Here is a 22,895-nt window from a genome sequence, read left to right on the forward strand (position 1 = left end):
GGTCTACGCCGGGTAGCCGGTAATCTCGCGAATACTCTGGTACAGCGGCTTGAGCTGGCGATACATGTGCAGGTAGACCTCACGGTACAAGCGGTCGTACATCTGTTGCGCCTCGGGCTGGGGCATGAACACCTCGGCAGTGCGAGTCATGGCCGCGATGGCGGTATCGAAGTCCGCGTACAACCCAAGCCCCACCGCACAGGCAATCGCCGCCCCCAGTCCAGAGGCCTCGTAGACATGCGGGCGCTCGGCGGGCAGGCCGAAGATATCGGCGGTCAGTTGCATCGCCGCATCGCTCTGGGAACCGCCCCCAGCCACGCGCAAGCGCTTGATCGACAGTTTCGAACGGCGCTCGATACGCTCCTTGCCCTGGCGCAGGGCATAGGCCAGGCCCTCGAGGATCGCCCGGTAGATATGGGCCCGGGTGTGCACGTCGCCAAAGCCGATCATCGCCCCCTTGGCTTCCACCCCCGGCTCGCGGATGCCCGGCGACCAGTAGGGTTGCAGGGTCAGGCCCATGGAGCCGGGCGGCACCGCGTTGACCAGCGCATCGAACAACTGCTCCGGCTCCAGGCCCTGCTCCCGGGCCTGCTGCATTTCCCGCAGGCCGAACTCGTTCTTGAACCAGCTGACCATCCAGTAGCCGCGATAGATCATCACCTCGCAGTTGTAGTGATCGGGGATTGCCGCTGGATAAGGCGGGATCAGCGGCACTATCTCCAGGTAGCGCGAGCGGGTGGTGGTGATGGTCGCCGTGGTGCCGTAGGACAGGCACGCAGTCGTCGCCTCCACCACGCCGGAACCGAGCACTTCGCAGGCCTTGTCGGAGCCGGCGGCAATCAGTGGCAGGCCCTCGGGGATCCCGGTATGGCGGCTGGCCTCGGCGGTGATGCGGCCCAGTTCTTCTCCTGGCTTGTACAGGCGCGGCAGTTGCTGCGCACGCACCGCCAGGGCCTGCCATTTCCAGTCCCGGGGCGCGGCCCAGCGCAGGTGCTTGAAGTCGAAGGGCAAGTAGCCCACGCAGCACCCCACCGAGTCGACAAAACGCCCGGTCAGGCGATGGCTGAGAAAGCCCGAGAGCAGCAGGAACTTGTCCGTGGCGGCCCAGATATCCGGCTGATGCTGGGCGATCCAGTTGGCCTCGGCCTGGGCGCGGAAGTAGTCCACCGTGGCCTCGGCACCGATCAACTTGAACAGCCAGCCCCAGGGGCCCTTGATCCCGCCCTCCGGCTCGCACTGGCGCTGGTCGAGCCAAAGGATGGCCGGGCGCAGCGCCCGACCCTGGGCATCGACATTGATCAAGGTGCCGCGCTGGGTGGTCAGGGACACGCCACGGATCAGGCTGCGGTCGATGCCGGTCTGCGCCCACAACTGCTGGCAGGCCTCCCCCAGCTTGCTCCAGTAGTAATCCGGGTCCTGCTCGGCCCAGCCGGGCTGAGTGGAGTAGTAGGCCTGCAACTCGACCTTGCCTTTGCCCAGCAGGTTGCCCTGCAGGTCGAACAACAGCGCGCGGACACTCTGGGTGCCGTTGTCGATCGCCAGCACATAGTGTTTGTCGGGGGAATTGTTATCCACGAAGCTCTCTTTATTCATGACGCGCTCTTCAGATCGAGGCGGACGGGACGCTGTGATGGCGTTGCCAGAGTTGCAGGTAGCGCTGCTGTTCCTGTTCCCAGCGCGCGTCGTCCCAGCCCAGGCGCGGCTGACATAGCCGGCGGATGTCTGGCAGGTAGTGGGCGGCGCCGCCGGGCAGGAGCAGGCCGAGACGGGTGCGCCGCAACAACAGGTCGTCCAGGTGCAGGACCATCTCGGCCTCGGCGGCAAAGGCCAGCTCTGCCCACAGGGTATCGCTGGCGCCGACACACTCGCTGCCCAGGCTATGTATCAGGCTGGCCAGGCGGGGCAGATCGCGGCCATGGCGCCCGGCCAGGCGCCGCCTGCCGGCATCGCTCAGCCCGGGGATCGCCTGCCGCGACACAGCCTGGAACACTGGCGCGCCGTCATCCTCCAGGGTCTTCCCGAGCATCCCGGCACAGGCCCGCAGCACCTCGATGGCCTGGGGCCTGAAGGTGGTCAGCTTGCCCCCCGCCAAGGTCACGCAGCCTGGTTCCTGCCACAGCACATGTTCGCGGGTTTCATTGGAGGGCTTGGCCTGGGAATCGGCGGCGCCCACCACCGGGCGCACCCCGGACCAGGTGCACAGCACGTCCGCCGCCGTCACCTCGGCCTGGGGAAAGGGCTGGGCGCAAGCCTCCAGCAGGTAGTCGAGTTCTTCACGGGTAATGCTCGCCTCGAGGTCCAGGTCCTCGCGATGATCCAGGTCGGTGGTGCCCACCACGGTGGCCCCTTCCCAGGGAAAGACGAACACCGGGCGACCGTCGCGCCGATGCATAAAACTGAAGGCATGGGCCACCGGCAAGCGCCAGCCCGGCAACAACAAGTGGCTGCCACGCAAGGGCCGCAACTGCCGCTGCCCGCCGCCCGGTTGCAAGCGTTCAGCCCAGGCGCCGGTGGCGACCGCCAGCACCGCGCAACGCACTTGCATAACGGCGCCGCCTTGCGCGTCCTCGACCTCGACCCCACACACCCGCCCGTCCTCGCGCAGCAACTGGCGTACCCGCAGGCCATTGAGCGCCCAGGCGCCATCGGCGCGGGCCTCGGCCAACACGCGCATGACCAGGCGGGCATCGTCGGTCAGCGCATCGCGAAACTGCGATGCCCCCAGCAGCCCCGGCTCCATCAGCCCCGGCGCCAAGTAGCGCAGTTGTGCAGGCCGGTGGAACTGCCGGCTGCGGCAACCGGCCAGGGCGTCATACACCCGCAGCAAGCCGCCGAACACCCGCGGCCCGGGAAACCCGCCACGATAGTGCGGCATCAAAAAACTCAGGGGCTCCACCAACCCCGGTGCTTCGCCCATCAGGCGCTGACGCTCGCGTACCGAATCGCGCGCCAGGCGCCACTGGCCCTTGGCGATGTAGCGCAGGCCGCCATGGACCATTTTTGAAGAACGGCTGGAGGTGCCCCAGGCAAAATCCCGTTGCTCCAGCAGCAGGCAGCGCCAGCCGCGCCGGGCCGCTTCGCGCAGGATCCCGGCGCCGCTGATGCCGCCGCCAATCACAATCAAGTCCCAGGGTTCACGCGCCAGTTGCGGCAACACGGCCTCGCGCCATTGTGCATTCCAGTCATCGCTCATGGGCCTAGTCTTCCAGCAGGGTGCCGGGGTTCATACGCCCGGCCGGATCGAAATGCCGGCTCAGGCTGTGCAACGCCGCCATCGCCAATTCGCCCTTCTCCCTCGGCAGGTAAGGCGCGTGGTCCTTGCCCACACCATGCTGATGGCTGATGGTGCCGTGGTTTTCGACGATGGTGCGGCTGGCCACCTGCTTGAGGGCTTTCCAGCGCGCCAGGGTGGCCGGGTAGTCCGCCGCCGGGCGGAACACATAGCTGGTGTAGATGCTCGAACCTTCGCCATAGACATGGGACAGGTGGGTGAACACATGGACACGCTCGCCCTCGGCCGCCAGGCAGTCGCGCAGGCTGGCCTCGATCGCGTGCAGCAGGGCGTCGACATGGCACCAGTCGGTCGCGGTCTCCAGGGTGTCGACCACGTAGCCGGCATGCCAGAGGTTCTCCCGCAGGTAGGGGAAGCGAAAGCGGTTCTGTTGCCACTTCTTGCCCAGCAGGGTGCCGGTAAACACCCCGCCAAAAGCCTTGAGGTGCTGGCGCGCCTGGCGCAGCGACAAGGCATTCTGCCGACGATTGCCGGTGACGCCGAAAGTCAGCAGGCATTTGCCCTCGCCAGCCCCGCGCAGCGCCAGGTAGCGTTCCAGCCAGGCGATTTGATGGGGATGGCCGGCCAGCGCCAGTTGGGTCTGGGTTTCCATGGCATTGGACAGGCGCAGCATCGACAGCGGCACCCGGGCCTGCACCAGTTGGCGGATCGCCTGCAGGGCCTTGGGCCAATCTGGCAGGAATACGCCGTAGAAGCGCTCGTCCTCGGGCAACGCGCTGACCCGGACCTTGACCTGGGAGATGATGCCGAACCGCCCTTCACTGCCCAGCACCACTTCCCGCAGGTCGGGGCCCGCGGCCGAGGCCGGGAAGCTCGGGATTTCCAGGGGCCCGGCGAAAGTCTCCAGGGTGCCGCCGGCAAACAGTTGCTCGATCCGCCCATAGCGCAGCGATTGCTGGCCACTCGAGCGGCTGGCCACCCAGCCGCCCAGGGTCGACAGCTCCCAGGACTGCGGGAAGTGCCCCAGGGTGTAGCCTTTGGCACGCAGCTGGCTCTCCACCTGGGGCCCACTGGCACCGGGGCCAAAGGTAGCGATCAGGCTTTGTTCGTCGAGGTCGAGCAGGCGGTTCATGTGGGCCAGGGACACCGTCAGCACCGGGCGCGTGGATGCCGGCGGGTTGATATGCCCGGCCACCGAGGTGCCGCCGCCGTAGGGAATCAGGCACAGGTCGGCACTGTCGGCCAGGGCCAGCAACTGGCGGATCTGCTCGACAGTTTCCGGCAGGGCCACGGCGTCCGGGTACCGGCCCAGCGCACCTTCACGCAGGGCCAGCCAGTCCGGCAGGCTCTGGCCGCGGGCATGCATCAGGCGATCCCGGGGCTCGATACTGTAAAGCGGATGGGGCGCCAGGCGCGACGCGGGCACCGCGGCCAGGGCGCGCTCCAGGCTGGCGTCCGGCAGGGTGTGCCCGTCGCCCAATCGCTCGCGCAGAAACGCGGCCCCATGGGCGGGCATCTCCATCTGCGTAGTTTCTTCGCCCCAGCCGTTCCAGCGTCGCATGCCTGTTTCTCCCAGCAGATCTTATGATTTTCAGTGCCCCCATACTAAACAGCCGGTGCGCGCTGTCACGGTCGCATCGGGACAGATGGAGTAGCCAATTGGGTCAATCGCTGTATTACCGGATGTATCCACGGGAGCATTTACTTTAGTCACGATTTCAAATTACCTTGCCTGCCATCGACGCGCGCAAGGCACTGCCGCCAGCAACACCCCGCAAGGAACCCGATCATGCAGACACTCGGCTCTACCTCCGTCCCCCCTCTGCTGAAGTACCTGCGCCATGCCGAACAGCTTGGGGTGGCAACAGCCCCCGCACTGGACGCGGCCGGGCTCACTGTCGGCCAACTGGACGACAACAGCCTGCGCCTGCCCGTGGAAGCCCACGAGCGCCTGCTGGGGTACTTCTGCGAACATTCCGGGGACTTGCTGTTCGGGCTCAATTCGGCGCGCTTCGTGTTGCCCAACTCATGGAGCGTGCTCGGCTACATCACCATGAACTGCGCGACCCTGGGCGAGGCGATGAACCGCATCATGCCGTTCGAAAAACTGGTGGGCGACATGGGCACCAGCCGCGCGGAAATGGTCCATGACCAGGTGCGACTGATCTGGAACTGCCGCCACCAGCAGCCGCAGATCCGTCGGCACATGGTGGAAAACGTCCTGGCGTCCTGGCTGGTGTATGCCCGCTGGATCGCCGACACCGAACTGTCGCCAAGCCAGGTGTTGCTCGAACACCCGCTGCCGGACGGCGCACAACTAAGCCAGTACGAGGACTTCTTCGGCTGCCCGGTGTTGTTCGAACAGCCCTGCTCGGCCCTGGTGGCGCCCTTGAGCTACCTGCAAACGCCCCTGCGCCAGGCCGATGCGCAATTGCTGCGCACCCTGGAAGAACATGCCCTGGCCCTGATGGCCTCACTGGACGATTCAACCCTGGCGCTGCGGGTGAAAAACGCCCTGCGCCAGTTGCTCAAGGAAGGCCTGCCGCGCAAGGAACAGGTGGCCGAGCAGTTCGCCATGTCGGTGCGCACCCTACAACGCCAGTTGCAGCAGGCCGGCACGTCCTACCAGCAGATCCTCGACGACCTGCGCCAGGAATTGGCCGAGCACTACCTGCTGCACAGCGACCTGCCGATCCAGGACATCGCCCAATACCTGGGTTTCACCGAACCGCGCTCGTTCCACCGCACCTTCAAGAGCCGCACCGGTGTGCCGCCGGGCGAGTATCGGCAGACCCATCGGGGCAGTTGAGGCCGAACATCACAGGCGCTCCAGCCCCAACCCCTCAATCAAATCCTCCCCTGCTTCATCCGCCCGCCAGCGCCGACTGGAGATGCGCATGGTGTAGCGCCGCCGATACTCCGAAGGCGTCAGCCCCGTACTGCGCAAAAACAGGCGCCGAAATGCACTGGCATCTTGATAACCGCAGTACTCCATGACTTCCGTCAGGTCGATCAGGGTCACTTCCAGTAACTGCTTGGCGCGCTCAACCCGCAGGCGATGCAGGTAATCCAGGGGGGTCATGCCCTCCACCTCTTTGAAGTGACGCAGCAAGGTCCGCGGGCTGGCGGTCGCGGCCTGGGCGACCTCGTCCAGGCTGTAGGGCGTCTGAATATGCTGTTGCAGCCACTGCTTGGCGCGGAACACCACACTGTCGCGGGTTTTTACCGAGATGCCGGGGAAATTCAGGCTTGAGTGTTCAAAGCGCATCGGGTGATAAAGCAGGCCATTGGTCGCGACCTGGGCCATTTCTTCGCCGGCGAAGTGCCGGATCAACTCCACCATCAAATCGCAGACCGCCGCCGGGGCTCCAGCGGTGAACACCGGGCCGTCGACCACCACCGGGCCTTCCATCGCCAATTGCACCTTCGTAAAGGCGCACGCGAACCAATTGGCAATCATCCAGGTGACCGTCGCGCGCCGGCCATCCAGGACACCTGCACGCGCGAGCATCACCGCGCCATTGAAGCTGGCAGCAATCACGCGCCCTTGGGCGTGGTAACGCGCGATGCAGTTCAGCTCGGCGGTGCATTGATCGAGAACATGGTTCAGGTCCGGCACGCTTTTCATCTGCACGCCGGGAACAAACAGGGCTGTCTGCGAGGGCCGCAGGGTTTTGCGGCCGGCGTTGGGCGGGCGCATTTGCGCCAGCCAGTCGGGAAGCGGCAGCTCATTGCCCGCCGCATCGATCAGGCGCCAGTGAAAAAACGCGCCGCGCTTATCCGGGTTGCGCAACTGCCAGAGGCTGTTAAAGGTGCGCAGCATGTCGATCACGCTAAACAGCGTGCCAGTGAGACTGTGCGGGCCATGCAATAAATCGACGCGGACATTCATGGGCTTACCTGGCGATATTAGATTTATTGTTGGCGATATTAGCCCTGCCTTTTCACGCTGTCTCCCGACCGCTCGCCCGGCCTGCGTGATGCTCCTTTAAAAACAGGGTCGAACCGCCTTTTCACCTGGCTTTTAACAGTCAATTGCCCGGGATTTTTACTGGCGATATTGGCTTTATCGCTGTCGGTACTCGCCTTATTACCGAGACCGCTTCGACGATAGACTGAAAAACACCTGAGCTGCGCAAAGAAAAAACAAGGGTATCAGTCAGTGAAAACAACAATAAGAAACACCGGCAAGCCTGTGATGGCAGGGTTGGCCACGGCCTTGCTCAGTGCTGGCATCGGCACTCCAGTCACCGCAGGAGAACTGGTGTTCAGTGACCTCAAGTCAGGGCTGGGGAATGGCATGCAATGGCAACATGAAGACACCCGTCTGCAGGTAAAAGGCGCCTTGGCCCTGGGCACAGTGCGACGCATGGACGACCCGAGCCACCGCCTGACCAGTGCCGAATACGGTATGAACCTGTTCAACGACGGCAACCTCAACTACAAGCGCGGCGATGCGGTTTCCACGTCGGCCGAAGCCTACCTGCAAGCGGACCTAAGCCACCGTAACCTCGGGGTTTTCGTCAGCGCAAAGGGTTGGTACGACTACACCCAGAAACACCAGGACGTCGGGCATGGCAGCGTCCCCAACGGCTATCGCTCGGGAGAACCACTCAGTGATTCGGGGTTCGATTCCCTGGCGCGCTTCTCCAATGCGGTGTTCAACGACGCCTATGTCTACGGCAATTTCCAGCCCGCCGGGCATGATCTGCTGGTGCGCCTGGGCGACCAGGCGATCCCTTGGGTCACGCCCACCACCATCAGCGGTGGCTTGCAGGCAGTGAACGCGTTTGACTGGGCCGCCGCACGCCGCGCCACCTCGATTGCCGAAGCCCGCACCGTGCCGATGCCGACCCTGTACGCCAAGCTGGCCCTGACCGAGAACCTGTCGGTGGATGCGTTCAATCAGTTTGAATTGCGCCCCAGTGCCTACTCTGGCTGTGGCACATTTCTGTCGACCAGCGACTACGCCCAACCCGGCTGCAATCAATTTATCCTTAACGGCAGCGTGATGAGCGCGATAGCAGGCCGACCGATCTCGACCACTGACGGCCAGGCCCTCAACAACCCCTTGGATCACGTGGCCCGTGGCCCGGACCATCGCCCAGGCAATAATCAATACGGCGCCAGCCTGCAGTATTTATGGAAGGACGTCGGGTTGTTCGGCTTGTATTTCGCCGACTACAGCAGCCGGGAAGCGCTGACACAAGTCATGCGTACCGGCCCCGGCGTACTGACACCACCGGCCGCGAACGTGGGGCTGGCAACACCCACTGGAGTGGCGGCTTATTATCAACGCGCCTACCCAACCCGCATTCGCCTGTACGCCCTCAACTTCAAGACACGGCTACCGGGCGGCACCGGGATTTATGCCGAATACAGTTACCGCCCCAATCAACCGATCGCCTGGAACGGCGCTGACTTTATTGCCGGGCTGCTCGCCGGCAGCGGGCCGATGGGCTACCTGTCCAAAACCCCGACGGGCTACCTGGCAAGCGGCTACGACCGCTTCCACGTCAGCCAATTGAATCTCGGCGCCAGCCACCCTTTTGGCCAAGTGCTGGGCGGTGCGATGAAGCTATCGGCAGAAGCCGGGTTGAAATATGTACATGACCTGCCCGACACCGACCAGATCCGTTACGGACGCCCCGGTTTTGGCAGCGCGCCCTACGGCAAAGCGGCGAAGTGCACAGGCCCTGCGGCCAGATGTGCGGATGACGGATTTATCACGCCGTTTGCCTGGGGTACCCGTATCAAAGGGGAAATCAACTACAGGAATGTATTGCCGGGGCTGGACCTGACACCTTCGCTGACACTCGTCTATGACATCGAGGGGCACGCCTATGACGGGGTATTTTCCGAAGGCCGCTACGCGCAAATACTCGGTGTGAAGGGTGATTACAAAAGCACTTACACCTTCGATCTCAGCTACCTGAACACCGGTGGCGGCGATTACAACCTGGTGGCAGATCGCAGCCTGTTAGAGGCCAGTGTCGGTATTCGCTTCTAGCAGCCCCCCTTAAAACAAGGCCATAACCATGAGTTCATTTACCGATAGCCGACGCCCGCTCGTCGTTGCCCTGCTGATGACAGTGGTGATTATCAGCGTGCTGGACAAGACCATTTTTGCCTTCGCCGGCCCGCAGATCATTGATGAGTTAAAGCTCACGCCAGCACAGTTCGGTTTTATTAGCAGCGCGTTCTTTTTTCTTTATTCGATCTCTGGGGTACTGGTGGGTTTTCTCGCCAACCGTATGCCGAGTCGCTGGATTCTCTCCGGCATGGCCCTGGTATGGATGACCGCCCAATTGCTCGCGGCCCTGTCCACCAGTTTCTTCACCCTGCTGGCCAGCCGCATCCTGCTCGGTGCCGGTTGCGGCCCGGGCACGGCGGTGACCCAGCACGCCTGCTTCAAGTGGTACACCAGCCGAGAGCGGGTGCTGCCAGCAGCGCTGATCCAGGTCGCAATCATGCTCGGCGCGATTGCCGGAGCGGTCGCCCTGCCCAAGCTGATCGAGCAGTACGGCTGGCGCACGGGCTATGTGCTGCTGGCCGGTGTCGGCCTGGTGTGGCTGCTGCTGTGGCAACGTTATGGCCGTGAAGGCCAGCATGACGATACACGGGACACCCAGGGCGACCTGCTGCCCACGCTGCCCTACAAGCGCCTGTTGCTCAACCGCACGTTTGTCTGCATTACCCTGGTCGCGTTCTGCAGCTACCTGCCCAATGCCTTGCTCTACAGCTGGCTGCCCACCTACCTGCAAAGGGGCCTGGGCATGACCCCGATGCAATCGGGGTACCTGGTGCTGGCCACCACCCTGGGGGTGATCTTTATCAACTTGCTGGTTTCCAGCCTGGCGCAACGCGCGATGAAACGCGGCGCCAGCCTGCGCAAGGCGATGGTTGTGCCGCCGCTGCTGGCGTGCCTGGTCGCCGCCGTCACCTACATCCTGATGGGTTTTACCAGCACCAGCCTGACGGTGACCCTGGGGTTTTTCCTGCTCGGCAGCATCCTCCTCAACCTGCTGTCGGCCTTCGGTTTCAGCATCGTTGCCCACATCGCCCCGGCCCGCCAGCGCGGGAGCATGCTGGCGATCCATATTGCGCTGCTTACCACTGCCGGCATGCTCGCGCCAGTGCTGGTCGGCCAGGCCATTGGCTGGCAGAACGGCGACCTGGTGACCGGCTTCGAGCTGGCGATCGGCCTGTTCGGCATTGCCCTGCTGGTGTTCAGCCTGCTGGGCCTGGTACTGATCGACCCGGAGCGCAGTCGTCGTGAACTCCTTGCCAGCACTCCCAGCGCAGCTTTTGAGGCCACCAGCCCGGCCTAAACCGCGCAGTGATTGCCCACCACCTTGAGCGCTGCGCGCGGCGCCCAGCACGACTGCCAATAGGGAACACCCGATGGACTTATCCTGCTTTTCACAAAGCTACGCCGAAGCTCGGCAAAAATTCCTCCAGGCCTGTGCCAATGCGGGTCTGGAGGCTCAATCTCATCCTCACCCACTACCGGGTATTGATGGCGAGGAACTGGCCCTGGATGTGGTATTTGCCGGCTCACCAAAGGCCACCAACCTGCTGGTCCTGAGCAGCGGCGTACATGGTGTGGAAGGCTTCTGCGGCTCGGCCGTACAGGTTGATCACCTGCGCAACCGCGAGTGGCGGGAGCACTGCCAGCGCCAGGACCTGGCGATGCTGTACCTGCATGCGATCAACCCCTACGGCTTCTCCTGGCTACGCCGGGTCAACGAAGACAATATCGACCTCAATCGTAACTTCATTGACTTCAACCAACCGCTGCCCGACAACCCAGACTACCGCGCCCTCGCCCCGCTGCTGCTTCCCCGCCGGCAACCACCCACCCTGCTCAGCACGTTGGGCCTGGCCGGATATGCACTGCGGCATGGCACCAAAGCCCTGCAGTCAGCCATTACCCGGGGCCAACACAGCCACCCTGAAGGCCTGTTTTACGCAGGCGCGGCCCCCGCCTGGAGCAACCTGCAACTACGCCAGATTATCCGTCGCCTAGGCAACCACTGCCGGCGCATCGGCTGGATCGATGTGCACACCGGGCTAGGCCCGTGTGGCGTGGGTGAGCGGATCTATAAAGGGCTCAACCACCCCAACGATATTGCGCGGGCACGAAGCTGGTGGGGCGCACAGGTCACGGCCAGCGCAGACGGAACCTCCTCGTCGGCCATGCTCAATGGCACCCTGGATCTGGCCGTGATGGAGGAATGCCCGCACGCGCAATACAACGGCTTGACCCTGGAATACGGCACCCAGCCAGGGCCACGGGTACTTGAAGCGCTACGTGCCGATCACTGGCTGCACGCCCATCCGGATACGGCACAAGCCCGACGGGTGCAGATCAAGCGCCAGTTGCGCGATGCCTTCTACATCGACACCGAACTCTGGAAGCGCCGGGTCCTGGAACAAGCCCGAGAAGTGACTGCGCTGACCCTGCGCGGTCTTGCCACGCGCCTTGAATGACAAAAATGCCCACTATCGGTGGGGTACCCACTCAAACCACAGAGGATGTTCATGATGAGTGCATATTTGGTGCAAGCGTTAAAAGAGGTCATGCAAAAGGTCCAGACCCGTCTCGACCAGCATCAGGATGAGGTCGTCACCACACTCAGCCGCGTAGCCACGGGCGAGCTGAAGATGACCGAGACGCTCAGCCCCGATGAGCAGGAGTGCGCCCGACTGCTGTTCGGCTGGGTGGCGCAGGAGGGCCCGCAAAAGGTGTTTGCCGCGATCCAGCCCGTGCTGGCCGATCCTGCCAAGTTGAGCGCCGGCATCACCCTCGATGAAATCATCGAAGGCCCGCCGTTCGGGATCATCCCGCCGGCTCTCAAGCACATTGACCTGCGCGCCCTGACCCGACTCGCGGTACTTCTGGCCAGCTACATCTTTTATGAGCAATTCCACTACCCACAGCCAGAAACCGGGGTGTACGACATCTCGGGCAAGCCTTTCCAAAAACTCAAATGGCTTTACCGCTACTGGTTCAATCAACTTGAAGTGGCCGAGAAAGGCTCCGGGCTGGAGGAGCTGTTTGAGTCCCAGGCGTTCAACTTCTTCAACCTGAATCAATCGCCGATAGACCCAGGCTTCGGCAACCCGCCTTTGCGTTCGGTCTCGGTTTCATGTGCCGGAGACCTGCTGGCGGTCGATGTCCTGACCCCGGAAAACACCCCGCACCTGTTCGACGACATCACGGATTTCTACAGCAGCGCAGACATCGTCAGCGCCAACCTGGAATCGACCGTTGACTGCCACAGAAAACCGGGACGCCATCAGGCCAAAGGGCAACCGGCCCAGATGAATACATCCGAGGCGATGTTCCGCAAGTTCCGTGACGAGGCGAAAATCAACTTCTTCAGTACCGCGACCAACCACGCCATGGACTGGGATGAACAAGGCGTACTCGCCACCCTCGATGTACTGAAAAAATCCGGCGCCTACTATGCCGGCACTGCCGCCAGCCAGGCCGAGCAGGATGACGTGGTGGTGGTGGAAAAAAACGGCATCAAGGTTGCCTTGCTGGCCTACACCTTTGACCTCAATGGCCGCGACCCATCGCCTGACAAGGCGTACCTGGCCAACGTGGTGCGCTTCAACGATGTAAACCCGGCGCCCGACTACTCACTGATCGAAAAACAGGTCGCCCGCGCCAAAGCCAAGGGGGCGGACTGGATCATCGCCTACTGCCACTGGGGCTGGGAGTTCGAGATGTACCCCCACCTCAATATCGTGGAAGCCGCACGCAAGGTGATTGCCTGCGGTGTAGACACGATCCTTGGCAACCATGCGCATGTCAGCCAGCCCGCAGAACTTATCCCGCGCCCTGGCAAGCAGGATGCGCTGGTGATCTACGCGTTCGGCGACTTCGTCAGTTATCACCCCGAAAGCCGTAACTCAAAACTGGCCTACACCCTCAAATTCAGCATCGGGAAATTCCTGGGTGTTACTCGCCTGTTCAACGTCAAGGCACTGCCTATCTACATCGTTAACGAAAGATTGGATGACACGCGTTTCAACTGCCGCATCGTCAAATTCTTCGATGTGCTGGAGAACCCGGATGGCTACGGGCTGACCGAGTTGGAGAAGAGCCAACTGCCCCATCTGCGGGACAAGGTGTGGAGCGATATTCTGTCGCCACTTTCCAGCCTCCCGGACTGATGTGAGCAACAGCGCCAAGCCTGCCTTACACGGCAGGCTTTTTTGTAGGGCCCTTGACTCTCCCCTATACGGCAGACCCTACGCTGAAGATCATTTCCCCAAGGGCTTTCCCGTGGTTCAGCGCATCCTGGTCATCCTCGGCCACTCCTCCAGCACCAGCTTCTGCTCGGCCCTCGCCGAGACCTACCTGCAATCGGCCAGAAACGCCGGGCATGAGGTACGTCTCCTGCGCCTGGGCGAGCTGACGTTCGACCCGATCCTGCACCATGCCTATCACCAGGCCCAACCCCTGGAGCCCGACTTGCTCGGCGCCCAATCCGACATCCTCTGGGCTACTCATCTGACGTTCGTGTTCCCCATCTGGTGGGGCGGTGTTCCGGCGTTGTTGAAGGGGTTTATCGATCGGATCTTCCTTGCCGGCTTCGCCTTCAAATACCGCAAGGGCAAGGCGTTCCCCGACAAGCTCTTGAAGGGCCGCACCGCCCACCTGCTGGTGACCATGGATACGCCACCGTGGTATTACCGCTGGTTCTACCGCATGCCCGGCCTGCACCAAATGCGCAAGACCACCCTTGAGTTTTGTGGCATCAAGCCGATCAAGACGTTGATGTTCGGCCCACTGCAGGGCTCTACTGCAGCGCAGCGCGACAAGTGGCTGAAGAAGGCCCGCACACTCTTTTAGGAAAGGACCTGCATGTACATCGGTAAAGCCGCGCAGTTGTCAGGCACGACGATCAAGGCGATTCGTCACTACGAGGACATCGGCTTGCTACCGCAGCCGCAACGCGAGGGGCGGTATCGGGTGTATTCGGCGCAGAGCGTTGAGCTGCTGACGTTTATCAAGTGCGCGCAGCAGTTGGGCTTCAAGCTCAAGGAGTTGCAGGGGATTCTTCACGGGTACCGTGGCAATGAACTGCCTTGGCAGCGCGCCAACCAGGCGATAGCACAAAAGAAACTCGAGTTGATGACGCAGATCCAAGCCCTGCAGCAAGTGCATGCAGGGCTGGTGGCGTTTGAGGGCAGCCTGGAACAGGCCCAGGGTCAGTGCCAGTTTGCACGTCTGGTGGAAACCGGCACGGCGCGCATCGGCTAGTTCAGCAGGTCGCCCCATTTGTTTCGCAGGACGCGCTCTTCTGCCAGGATTTCCCGCGTCATGCTGCCAACCCATTGCTGGGCAAAACCATTAGCTTCACGCAGCAGTACGATGTCATCGAGCTCGAAGTCGCCGGGTTGGGCCACGTCCTGATGCTCATCCAGCATCTTCCTGACCATTTCATTGAGCTGCTTAGGAGCTGAAGCCTTGGCTGTATGACTGAAAAACCCCGGCGTGCCAAAACGCCCCTCATTTGCCCCTCCACCCCCTATCTGCTAGTGTCGCGCCCGTTTACCGTCAACCGGAATAGCCGCCATGGCCCGCAAAAAAGTTGCACTCGATTTCGAACAATCCCTCGCCGACCTGCAAACCCTGGTCGAGCGTCTGGAGAACGGCGAGTTGTCGCTGGAAGACTCGTTGACGGCGTTCGAGCAAGGTATCGGCCTGACCCGCGACTGCCAGAGCGCCCTGGCGCAGGCGGAGCAGAAGGTCCAGGTATTGCTGGAACGGGATGGGGAGTTGGCCGAAGAACCTTTCGACGCGGAACAAGCGCAATGATCGACGTTTATCAGGCCAGCAGTCAGGCTCGGGTCAATGCTGCGCTCGAACCGCTGTTTGTGGCACCCAGCCCGGAGCTGGCCAGGTTGTATGAGGCCATGCGCTACAGCGTGATGAACGGCGGCAAGCGCGTACGGCCATTGCTCGCCTATGCGGCCTGCGAGGCGCTGGGCGTGGACGCCGCGCAAGCCAATGGCGCGGCGTGTGCGGTGGAGTTGATTCATGCCTATTCATTGGTGCATGACGATTTGCCGGCGATGGACGATGACGATCTGCGGCGCGGCCAGCCCACCACCCATAAAGCCTTTGACGAAGCCTGTGCGATCCTCGCGGGTGACGGCCTGCAAAGCCTGGCGTTCAGCGCCTTGCTTGATCCGCGCCTGAGCGGCGTGAATGCCGAGATCCGCCTGCGTATGGTCACCGCGTTGGCCAGCGCTGCGGGCCCGGCCGGTATGGTCGGGGGCCAGGCGATTGACCTGGGGTCGGTGGGCCTCAAGCTGGACCAGCAAGCCCTGGAATATATGCACCGGCACAAGACCGGTGCGCTGATCGAGGCTGCCGTGCACCTCGGCGCCCTGGCCAGTGGCCGCGCCGAAGCGGCGCAGCTGGCCGCCTTGCAGACCTATGCCCGGGCCATCGGCCTGGCGTTCCAGGTGCAGGACGATATTCTCGACGTAGAAAGCGACACCGCGACCCTCGGCAAGCGCCAGGGCGCCGATATTGCCCGTGACAAGCCGACCTATCCGTCACTGCTGGGGCTCGAAGCCGCCAAGGCCTATGCCCTGGAGCTGCGCGACCTGGCCCTGGCCGCCCTGCGACCATTCGACGCGGCAGCCGAGCCGCTGCGTGACCTGGCGCGGTATATCGTCGAACGCCGCCACTGATTACAGCGGCCTTTACCGCCGCATATCGGCCAAGTTCGGTGCTCTGCGTGGGCAGTTTGCGATGCTTGAGGTAAACTGCCGCCTCTTCTATACCTATAACGATTCGCCTGATGCCCACGACGTTTCAAGAGATTCCCCGCAAGCGCCCGACCACGCCTCTGCTGGACCGTGCTAACACGCCGGCCGGCCTGCGCCGCCTGGGTGAAGCCGAGCTGGAAACCCTGGCCGATGAGTTGCGCCTGGAATTGCTCTACACGGTCGGCCAGACCGGTGGGCATTTTGGTGCTGGCCTTGGCGTCATCGAGCTGACCATCGCGTTGCATTACGTATTCGACACCCCGGACGACCGGCTGGTGTGGGACGTGGGCCACCAAGCGTATCCGCACAAAATCCTCACCGGACGCCGCGAGCGCATGGCCACCTTGCGCCAGAAGGACGGCATCGCCGCCTTCCCGCGCCGCTCCGAGAGCGAATACGACACCTTTGGCGTCGGCCACTCCAGCACCTCGATCAGCGCAGCCCTGGGCATGGCGATTGCCGCCCGTCTGCAAAACAGCGATCGCAAGGCGATTGCCGTGATCGGTGATGGCGCACTGACAGCCGGCATGGCGTTTGAAGCGCTGAACCATGCGCCGGAAGTGGACGCCAACATGCTGGTGATCCTCAACGACAACGACATGTCGATCTCGCGCAATGTCGGTGGTTTGTCCAATTACCTGGCGAAGATCCTGTCCAGCCGCACCTACGCCAGCATGCGCGAGGGCAGCAAAAAAGTGCTGTCCCGCCTGCCCGGCGCCTGGGAAATTGCCCGCCGTACCGAAGAATACGCCAAGGGCATGCTGGTCCCCGGCACCCTGTTCGAAGAGCTGGGCTGGAACTATATCGGCCCCATCGACGGCCACGACCTGCCGACCCTGATCGCTACCCTGCGCAATATGCGCGACCTCAAGGGCCCGCAGTTCCTGCATATCGTCACCAAGAAAGGCAAAGGCTTCGCCCCGGCGGAAGTCGACCCGATTGGCTACCACGCCATCACCAAGCTCGAACCGCTGGACGCGCCCGTGGCGGCGCCGAAAAAGGCCAGTGGGCCGAAGTACTCCGGTGTGTTTGGCGAATGGCTGTGCGACATGGCCGCCGCCGATCCGCGCCTGGTGGGCATTACCCCGGCGATGAAGGAAGGCTCCGACCTGGTGGCGTTCAGCGAGCGTTTCCCGCTGCGCTACTTCGACGTGGCGATTGCCGAGCAACACGCGGTGACCTTTGCCGCTGGCATGGCCTGCGAAGGCGCCAAGCCAGTGGTGGCGATCTACTCCACGTTCCTGCAACGCGGTTATGACCAACTGGTCCACGATGTGGCGGTGCAGAACCTCGACGTGCTGTTCGCCATCGACCGCGCCGGCTTGGTGGGCGAAGACGGCCCGACCCACGCCGGCAGCTTTGATCTGTCGTACTTGCGCTGCATCCCCGGCATGCTGGTGATGACCCCAAGCGACGAGAACGAGCTGCGCAAGATGCTCAGCACCGGCCACCTGTACAACGGCCCCGCAGCGGTACGCTACCCCCGTGGCAACGGCCCGAATGCGCTGATCGAGAAAGACCTGGAGCCGATCGAGATCGGCAAGGGCATCGTGCGGCGCCAGGGCAGCCAGACTGCGTTCCTGGTATTCGGCGTGCAACTGGCCGAAGCCCTGAAAGTGGCGGAAAAAATCGACGCCACCGTGATCGACATGCGCTTCGTCAAACCCCTGGATGAAGCCCTGGTGCGCGAGATCGCCGGCAGCCATCAATTGCTGGTAACGGTTGAAGAAAACGCCATCATGGGCGGCGCCGGTGCGGCAGTCAGTGAGTTCCTGGCGCGGGAGAATATCCTCAAGCCGGTGCTGCACCTGGGTTTGCCGGACATTTATGTGGAGCACGCCAAGCCGGCGCAGATGCTGGCTGAGTGCGGGCTGGATGAAGCGGGGATCGAGGCTGCGGTTCGCCAGCGCATGGCCTTGCTCGGCCTGTAAACCGGATCAAACTGTGGGAGCTGGCTTGCCTGCGATAGCATCACCCCGGTCTATCAGAAAGACCGAGGTGTCTGCATCGCAGGCAAGCCAGCTCCCACATTTGTTTTGTATTGCCTTGGAAACCATGGACGGCCCATGAAACACCTTCGACTTGCCCTGCCACTCCTGCTCCTACCCACTCCAGAGCTGCTCGCCGACACCCGCGACGCCGCCCTGAAGCTCCCCGATGTGGTCATCAGCGCCAACCGCCAGGTGCAGGCGCGCAATGACAGCAGCGCCGCCAACACCGTATTCACTCGCGACGATATCGACCGCCTGCAACCCTCCAGCGTGACCGACCTGCTCAGCCGCGTGCCCGGTGTACAAGTGGCGCGGACCGGTGGCCGGGGCAGCTTGCCGGGGATCTTCATACGCGGCACAAAGTCGGCGCAAAGCCTGGTGCTGGTGGATGGCCAGCGGATCGCCAATGCCACCTCTGGCGACAGTGGCCTGCAATACTTGAATGTCGACCAGATTGAACGGGTGGAAGTGCTGCGCGGATCGCGCTCGGTGATTTACGGCAGTGACGCGATTGGCGGGGTGATCCAGATATTTACCCGACGCAATGCCGGACCAGGCCTGCAACCGCGCCTGAAGTTGGGCTTTGGCAGCAACAACACCTGGGAGCGCAGCCTGGGCCTGTCGGGCGGTGATCAACGCACGCGCTTCAACCTGGGCGCGAGCCTGGATGACACGGCCGGTATCGACTGGAGCCACGCCTCCTTCCCCAGCGACCGCGACCATGATGCCTATCGCAATAAGTCGCTGAGCTTGAACCTCAGCCATGAGTTCAGCGATGAGCTGGAGGTGGGTTTTAACCTGCTGGATAGCCGGGGCAAATCGGAATTTGATAACAGCGCTGGGCGCTACGACGACGTCAGCAAACAAACTTTTGGCCAAAAACCCTATACCGACTACACCGTCAGCAGCGCCAGCGCTTACATCGACGCCCAACTCAACGAGGCCTGGCAGACCCGTGTAGAGCTGGGCCACAGCGAAAACCGCGACACCAAGCGCGACAAGCTCAGCACTGACTTCAGTGTGTTCAACACCTATCGCGACTCGATCAACTGGCAGAACGACCTGACGCTCGACCAGCAGAATAGCCTGATTCTGGGCGGTGATTGGTACGAGGACCGCATTCACAGCGACAAACCGTACAACGAAAACAGCCGGTGGAACCGTGCCGCGTTTATCCAGCATCGTTTCAAGGGGGAGTGGTTTTCCACCGAACTGGGGCTACGCCGCGACGACAACCAGCAATTCGGCGGGCAGAACAGTTGGAGCGGCACGCTGACCTTGCCGGTCAATAGCGATAACGACTTACTACTGAGTTACAGCGAAGGCTTTCGTGCGCCGACGTTTAATGATCTGTACTACCCGAACGAAAACGGGTTTATAAGCAGCAATCCAGACCTTAAACCTGAAACCTCAAAAAGCTACGAGGTGCAATGGCGTAGCCAGCTCAGCGACGTCAGCCGGTTAGAAGCCTCGCTATATCGGACTGATATCAAGGACGCGATCATCTACGACAATTCGGGTCCGCACAATGTCGCCACCGCCCGCATCAACGGCTTCGAAGCCGCCCTCAAGCAGGAGTTCTTCGGCTGGCAAGGCAACCTCGGCCTGTCGATCATCGACCCGCGCGACCGCAACAGCGGCCACACCCTGGCCCGTCGTGCCCGGCGCACCCTGAACCTGGACCTGGATCGGCAGTTCGACCAATTGAGCCTGGGCGCCAGTTGGCAGGCCATCAGCAGCAGCTACGACGCCGAAGACAACCAGAACCGGCTAGCGGGCTATTACCTGCTGGGATTGCGCAGCGGTTGGGCGCTGAACCGGGAAGTGGCGCTTTCGCTCAAGGTCGATAACCTGCTGGATCGCCGCTATACACGGGCGTGGTACAGCTATGACGATCCGAACTTCGCGAACAACCAGCCGTACCGCGAAGAAGGCCGGACGTGGATGCTTGGGGTGACGTGGACGCCGCAGCTCTGAGGTTGTCCGGGCCGACGCCATTGCAGGCAAGCCAGCTCCCACATTTGTTCTGTGGTGTGGCCAAAATATTCTGCACTGCCGAGCTCCCACCTTTTGATGTGTGAATACAGTCAAATGTGGGAGCTCGCTTGCCTGCGATAGCGGTCTTAGCGGTTCGGCGCAATCACCTGACACAACCTCGCCACCGCCTCCACCATCTGCCCACTGGGCCGCTCCAGCCCTTTATCCGGCACGATCAGCAAGCGCCCCTGGACCACCGCCGCCACCTGGGGCCAGGCCTTCCAGTCGTCCAGTTGCGCTTGATCCGCCGCCAGGATCACCTGGGGATCACGCTGCAACACCGACTCGATATTGACCTGCGGGGCTGGCAACTTGAGGTCGTCAAACACATTGCGCGCGCCACATACGCTGAGCGCATCGCTGATGATCTGCCCACCGCCCACGGTGTACAGCGGTTGGTTCCAGACCTGGTAGAACACGCGCAACGGCTCGCTACGCTGATAACGCTGGCGCAACTCGGCCAAGCGTTGACGCAAGCGGTCGGCCAGTTGGCGACCGGCTTCGGCGCGGCCCAACTGTTGGGCGATGGCTTCGACCTGGCTGCTCAGTTGTTCAAGGCTATGGGGTTCGGCGACGTAGATCGGGATGTTCAAGCGCTTGAGCTGCTCGCGCTGGGCGGGGCCGACGCTGCCGGGCCAGAGCAGCAACAAGTCAGGCTGCAGGCTGAGCAGCCGCTCCAGATCCAACTGCCCATAACGGCCCACCGAGGGCACATTGCGCAGCGCGTCAGGCCGTTCGCCGCCGTCGAGCACGCCCACCAGCAGATCGCTCGCACCCAGCTCAACGACGATTTCAGATAGGGACGGTGCGAGGCTGACCACCCGCTCGACCGCCGCCGCCGACGCGCTGGCGGCCAGCAGCAGAACCGCCAGCCACAAGCGCATCAACCGAGCTGACGCGGGATGCGATAGAGGTAGAACAGCACCAGGGTCGACAAGGCCAGGAGAAACAGCGGCACTGCCTCCAGGCCGACGAACACGGCCAGCGCACCGATCCAGGCCGGGAACGCCGCGACCAGCAGCGCCGTGCGTCGACGAGCCGCGAGGGTGATCCAGGCGGCGGGCTCTTCAGGTGTATCCAGGGCCTTGGAGGTGGCAATCAGCGCATGTTTATAGCCATGGAAGTAACGCAGGCTGGCAAACATCGAGGCAACGCCGGCGATAAAGAACGGCATCGCCAACACTGGCAACAGCGGCTCGCCCTGACCAAACACCAGGTTGATCACGAACAACGGCAGCAACGCCAGCGCCAGGTACTGCCACCAACTGAAGGACAGCCGCCGCTTGACCTGGCCGCGCGTCACGCCCGGTCGACCTCGCCCTGATGCTCGTTGCCCATCATATGGTCGAGCTTGCTGGCTTTGGTCGCCAGGTAGAGTTTGTTGTGCGGGTTATGCCCGGTGTGCAGCGGCACGCGCTCGGCAACGGTGATGCCCATCTCGGTCAAGGCGTTGACCTTGCGCGGGTTGTTGGTCATCAGGCGCAGGGACTGGATGCCCAGGTGTTCGAGCATCGGCAGGCAGATGCCGTAGTCGCGCTGATCGGCGGCAAAGCCCAGGCGCTCATTGGCTTCTACGGTGTCGGCGCCGCCGTCTTGCAGTTCGTAGGCGCGGATCTTGTTCAGCAAACCAATGCCCCGGCCTTCCTGACGCAGATACAGCAGCACGCCACGGCCTTCACGGGCGATGGCTTGCAAGGCGGCTTCCAGTTGCGAACCGCAGTCGCAGCGCTGGCTGAACAGTGCGTCACCGGTCAGGCACTCGGAGTGCACGCGGCCCAGGACCGGGGCGCCATCGGCCACATCGCCCAGGCTGAGCACGACATGCTCGCGCCCGGAGGCTTTTTCAAGAAAGCCATGCATGGTAAACGTGGCAAAAGGGGTAGGCAGCTTGGAAGCAGCGACGAAAACGACGGGCACCGTGTGCTCCTGATTTCAGATTTCACAGAGGCAGGCATTGTAACAGCACGTTCCTACAGACGCTTAAGCTGAATTATCGCTGATAAAGATCAATCGGTTCGATTGGCCTTTGCCTTGGTTCTATGGGCGTCAAAACGGATACGGCTGATTCCAGCGCTGGAAAATCGGTTTCAACTCGCCACTTTTCACCAGCGCCTCCATGCGCTGGTCAAACAACGCCATCAGCGCCCGCCCCCGCTCATTGTCGGTAAACCCCAGGAACAACGGCAGTTCGGCAATGTGCGTGAGCTTGAACGCGGACGGGTCGTCGGCTTGGCCCAGGATGTATTTCAATTCGGCCAGGGCATCGATGTAGAAGTCGGCCCGCCCGTGCTGGAGCATCGGCAAAATCCCGCCACGACGCTCGATCTGGTTGAAACGATGAATATTGGGCAGGTACTCCTCGTACTTGTAGCCACGCACCCAGGCCAGGCGGTAAGTACCCAGGGTCACCAGGGTCGGTACGGGGCTGCCCGCCAGGCCCAGGGCGTAGATGTGGTCGGCGTCATAGTTCCAGCGGGCGTACAGCACGCCTTCGGTTTCATCATGATAGGAGCCGACCCAGGCATCCACTTCGCCCCGCCGTGCCAGGCCGACTGAGCGGGTGTAGGGCACGCTGCGAATCTTGACCTTGACCCCGGCCGGCTCGAAGATTTCCCGCAACACATCCCAGGCCAGGCCGCTGCCGTCGGCGTTGGTGTAGTCATTCCAGGTTTCACTGGCCAGACGGATCTGGCTGGGCACTTCAGAGCTGTCATCGGCCCACACGCCAGGCGCGACAACACACAGCAGGATCAGCAACCAGCGACGTAGCCCCATGATGACGTCCTCCTGGGAAAAGCGATCTGTTCTACAACGCTGTAAAGGGTAGCGCAGCC

The 22,895-nt window shown here is 62.6% G+C and carries 19 protein-coding genes and 1 pseudogene; 11 read left to right on the forward strand and 9 right to left on the reverse strand.

The features are described 5' to 3' along the window. Nucleotides 1-3: 3 nt before the first annotated feature. The 3 genes from HBO19_RS24370 to HBO19_RS24380 are packed head-to-tail and all read right to left on the reverse strand — an operon-like array spanning nt 4 to nt 4,793. Nucleotides 4-1,593 carry an FGGY-family carbohydrate kinase gene (locus tag HBO19_RS24370; protein ID WP_170041662.1) on the reverse strand — a complete coding sequence of 530 codons (1,590 nt, stop codon included), beginning with the start codon at nt 1,591-1,593 and terminating at the stop codon, nt 4-6. 10 nt (nt 1,594-1,603) lie between these two features. Continuing rightward, on the reverse strand, nt 1,604-3,193 hold the full coding sequence (locus HBO19_RS24375; protein ID WP_170058475.1) for a glycerol-3-phosphate dehydrogenase/oxidase: 1,590 nt from the start codon (nt 3,191-3,193) through the stop codon (nt 1,604-1,606). A gap of 4 nt (nt 3,194-3,197) precedes the next feature. Then, nucleotides 3,198-4,793 (reverse strand): FAD-binding oxidoreductase, encoded by a 1,596-nt coding sequence (locus HBO19_RS24380; RefSeq protein WP_170058476.1) that lies wholly within the window; start codon nt 4,791-4,793, stop codon nt 3,198-3,200. A 228-nt stretch (nt 4,794-5,021) separates the two neighbouring features. Between HBO19_RS24380 and HBO19_RS24385 the strand changes: the two genes are divergently transcribed. Next, the gene (locus HBO19_RS24385) at nt 5,022-6,041 is read left to right on the forward strand and encodes an AraC family transcriptional regulator (RefSeq protein WP_170058477.1); all 1,020 of its coding nucleotides are present in this window, start codon (nt 5,022-5,024) and stop codon (nt 6,039-6,041) included. Nucleotides 6,042-6,050: 9 nt separating this feature from the next. Here HBO19_RS24385 and HBO19_RS24390 read toward each other — a convergent pair whose 3' ends face one another. Further along, nucleotides 6,051-7,124, reverse strand: a complete 1,074-nt coding sequence (locus tag HBO19_RS24390) for a helix-turn-helix domain-containing protein (protein ID WP_169951292.1) — start codon at nt 7,122-7,124, stop codon at nt 6,051-6,053. Between the two features lie 270 nt (nt 7,125-7,394). On the opposite strand from HBO19_RS24390, the gene HBO19_RS24395 reads away from it, so the two are divergent. The 6 genes and pseudogenes from HBO19_RS24395 (at nt 7,395) to HBO19_RS24420 (ending at nt 14,513) form a co-directional block, all read left to right on the forward strand. Then, on the forward strand, nt 7,395-9,242 hold the full coding sequence (locus tag HBO19_RS24395; protein ID WP_346266511.1) for a DUF1302 domain-containing protein: 1,848 nt from the start codon (nt 7,395-7,397) through the stop codon (nt 9,240-9,242). 28 nt (nt 9,243-9,270) lie between these two features. Then, nucleotides 9,271-10,563, forward strand: a complete 1,293-nt coding sequence (locus HBO19_RS24400; protein WP_169951294.1) for an MFS transporter — start codon at nt 9,271-9,273, stop codon at nt 10,561-10,563. 73 nt (nt 10,564-10,636) lie between these two features. Continuing rightward, nucleotides 10,637-11,725: a M14 family metallopeptidase gene (locus HBO19_RS24405; protein WP_170058478.1), complete on the forward strand. Its 1,089-nt coding sequence runs from the start codon at nt 10,637-10,639 to the stop codon at nt 11,723-11,725. A gap of 54 nt (nt 11,726-11,779) precedes the next feature. Next, entirely contained in the window at nt 11,780-13,420 is a 1,641-nt protein-coding gene (locus HBO19_RS24410; protein ID WP_169951299.1) for a CapA family protein, read from the forward strand. Between the two features lie 112 nt (nt 13,421-13,532). Beyond that, nucleotides 13,533-14,128: pseudogene (locus HBO19_RS24415) on the forward strand (NAD(P)H-dependent oxidoreductase). Further along, the gene (locus tag HBO19_RS24420; RefSeq protein ID WP_169951303.1) at nt 14,115-14,513 is read left to right on the forward strand and encodes a MerR family transcriptional regulator; all 399 of its coding nucleotides are present in this window, start codon (nt 14,115-14,117) and stop codon (nt 14,511-14,513) included. Before HBO19_RS24415 ends, HBO19_RS24420 begins: the two are co-directional and overlap by 14 nt. On the opposite strand, the gene HBO19_RS24425 is transcribed toward HBO19_RS24420, so the two are convergent. Next, entirely contained in the window at nt 14,510-14,692 is a 183-nt protein-coding gene (locus HBO19_RS24425) for a hypothetical protein (protein ID WP_170058480.1), read from the reverse strand. The two genes, HBO19_RS24420 and HBO19_RS24425, sit on opposite strands and share 4 nt — an antisense overlap. 136 nt (nt 14,693-14,828) lie before the next feature. Between HBO19_RS24425 and HBO19_RS24430 the strand changes: the two genes are divergently transcribed. The 4 genes from HBO19_RS24430 (at nt 14,829) to HBO19_RS24445 (ending at nt 20,001) form a co-directional block, all read left to right on the forward strand. After that, nucleotides 14,829-15,071, forward strand: coding sequence for an exodeoxyribonuclease VII small subunit (locus HBO19_RS24430; RefSeq protein WP_029299452.1), 243 nt, complete (start codon nt 14,829-14,831; stop codon nt 15,069-15,071). Beyond that, the gene (ispA, locus tag HBO19_RS24435) at nt 15,068-15,955 is read left to right on the forward strand and encodes a (2E,6E)-farnesyl diphosphate synthase (RefSeq protein ID WP_170058481.1); all 888 of its coding nucleotides are present in this window, start codon (nt 15,068-15,070) and stop codon (nt 15,953-15,955) included. Before HBO19_RS24430 ends, ispA begins: the two co-directional genes overlap by 4 nt. 110 nt (nt 15,956-16,065) lie before the next feature. Next, nucleotides 16,066-17,964 (forward strand): 1-deoxy-D-xylulose-5-phosphate synthase, encoded by a 1,899-nt coding sequence (dxs, locus tag HBO19_RS24440; protein ID WP_170058482.1) that lies wholly within the window; start codon nt 16,066-16,068, stop codon nt 17,962-17,964. Between the two features lie 135 nt (nt 17,965-18,099). Beyond that, nucleotides 18,100-20,001, forward strand: a complete 1,902-nt coding sequence (locus HBO19_RS24445) for a TonB-dependent receptor (protein WP_170058483.1) — start codon at nt 18,100-18,102, stop codon at nt 19,999-20,001. A 146-nt stretch (nt 20,002-20,147) separates the two neighbouring features. Here HBO19_RS24445 and HBO19_RS24450 read toward each other — a convergent pair whose 3' ends face one another. The 4 genes from HBO19_RS24450 to HBO19_RS24465 form a co-directional block, all read right to left on the reverse strand. Next, nucleotides 20,148-20,945, reverse strand: coding sequence for a cobalamin-binding protein (locus HBO19_RS24450; RefSeq protein ID WP_169951315.1), 798 nt, complete (start codon nt 20,943-20,945; stop codon nt 20,148-20,150). Beyond that, entirely contained in the window at nt 20,945-21,364 is a 420-nt protein-coding gene (locus HBO19_RS24455; protein WP_169951318.1) for a nuclear FMR1 interacting 1 family protein, read from the reverse strand. The genes HBO19_RS24450 and HBO19_RS24455 overlap by 1 nt, the downstream gene beginning before the upstream one ends. Beyond that, entirely contained in the window at nt 21,361-21,978 is a 618-nt protein-coding gene (ribA, locus tag HBO19_RS24460; RefSeq protein WP_169951320.1) for a GTP cyclohydrolase II, read from the reverse strand. The genes HBO19_RS24455 and ribA overlap by 4 nt, the downstream gene beginning before the upstream one ends. A 129-nt stretch (nt 21,979-22,107) precedes the next feature. Then, complete coding sequence (locus HBO19_RS24465) at nt 22,108-22,836, reverse strand: transporter substrate-binding domain-containing protein (RefSeq protein ID WP_169951322.1); 729 nt, start codon at nt 22,834-22,836, stop codon at nt 22,108-22,110. Nucleotides 22,837-22,895: the final 59 nt, after the last annotated feature.

The organism is Pseudomonas sp. WS 5021 (assembly GCF_012985535.1).
Classification (GTDB): domain Bacteria; phylum Pseudomonadota; class Gammaproteobacteria; order Pseudomonadales; family Pseudomonadaceae; genus Aquipseudomonas.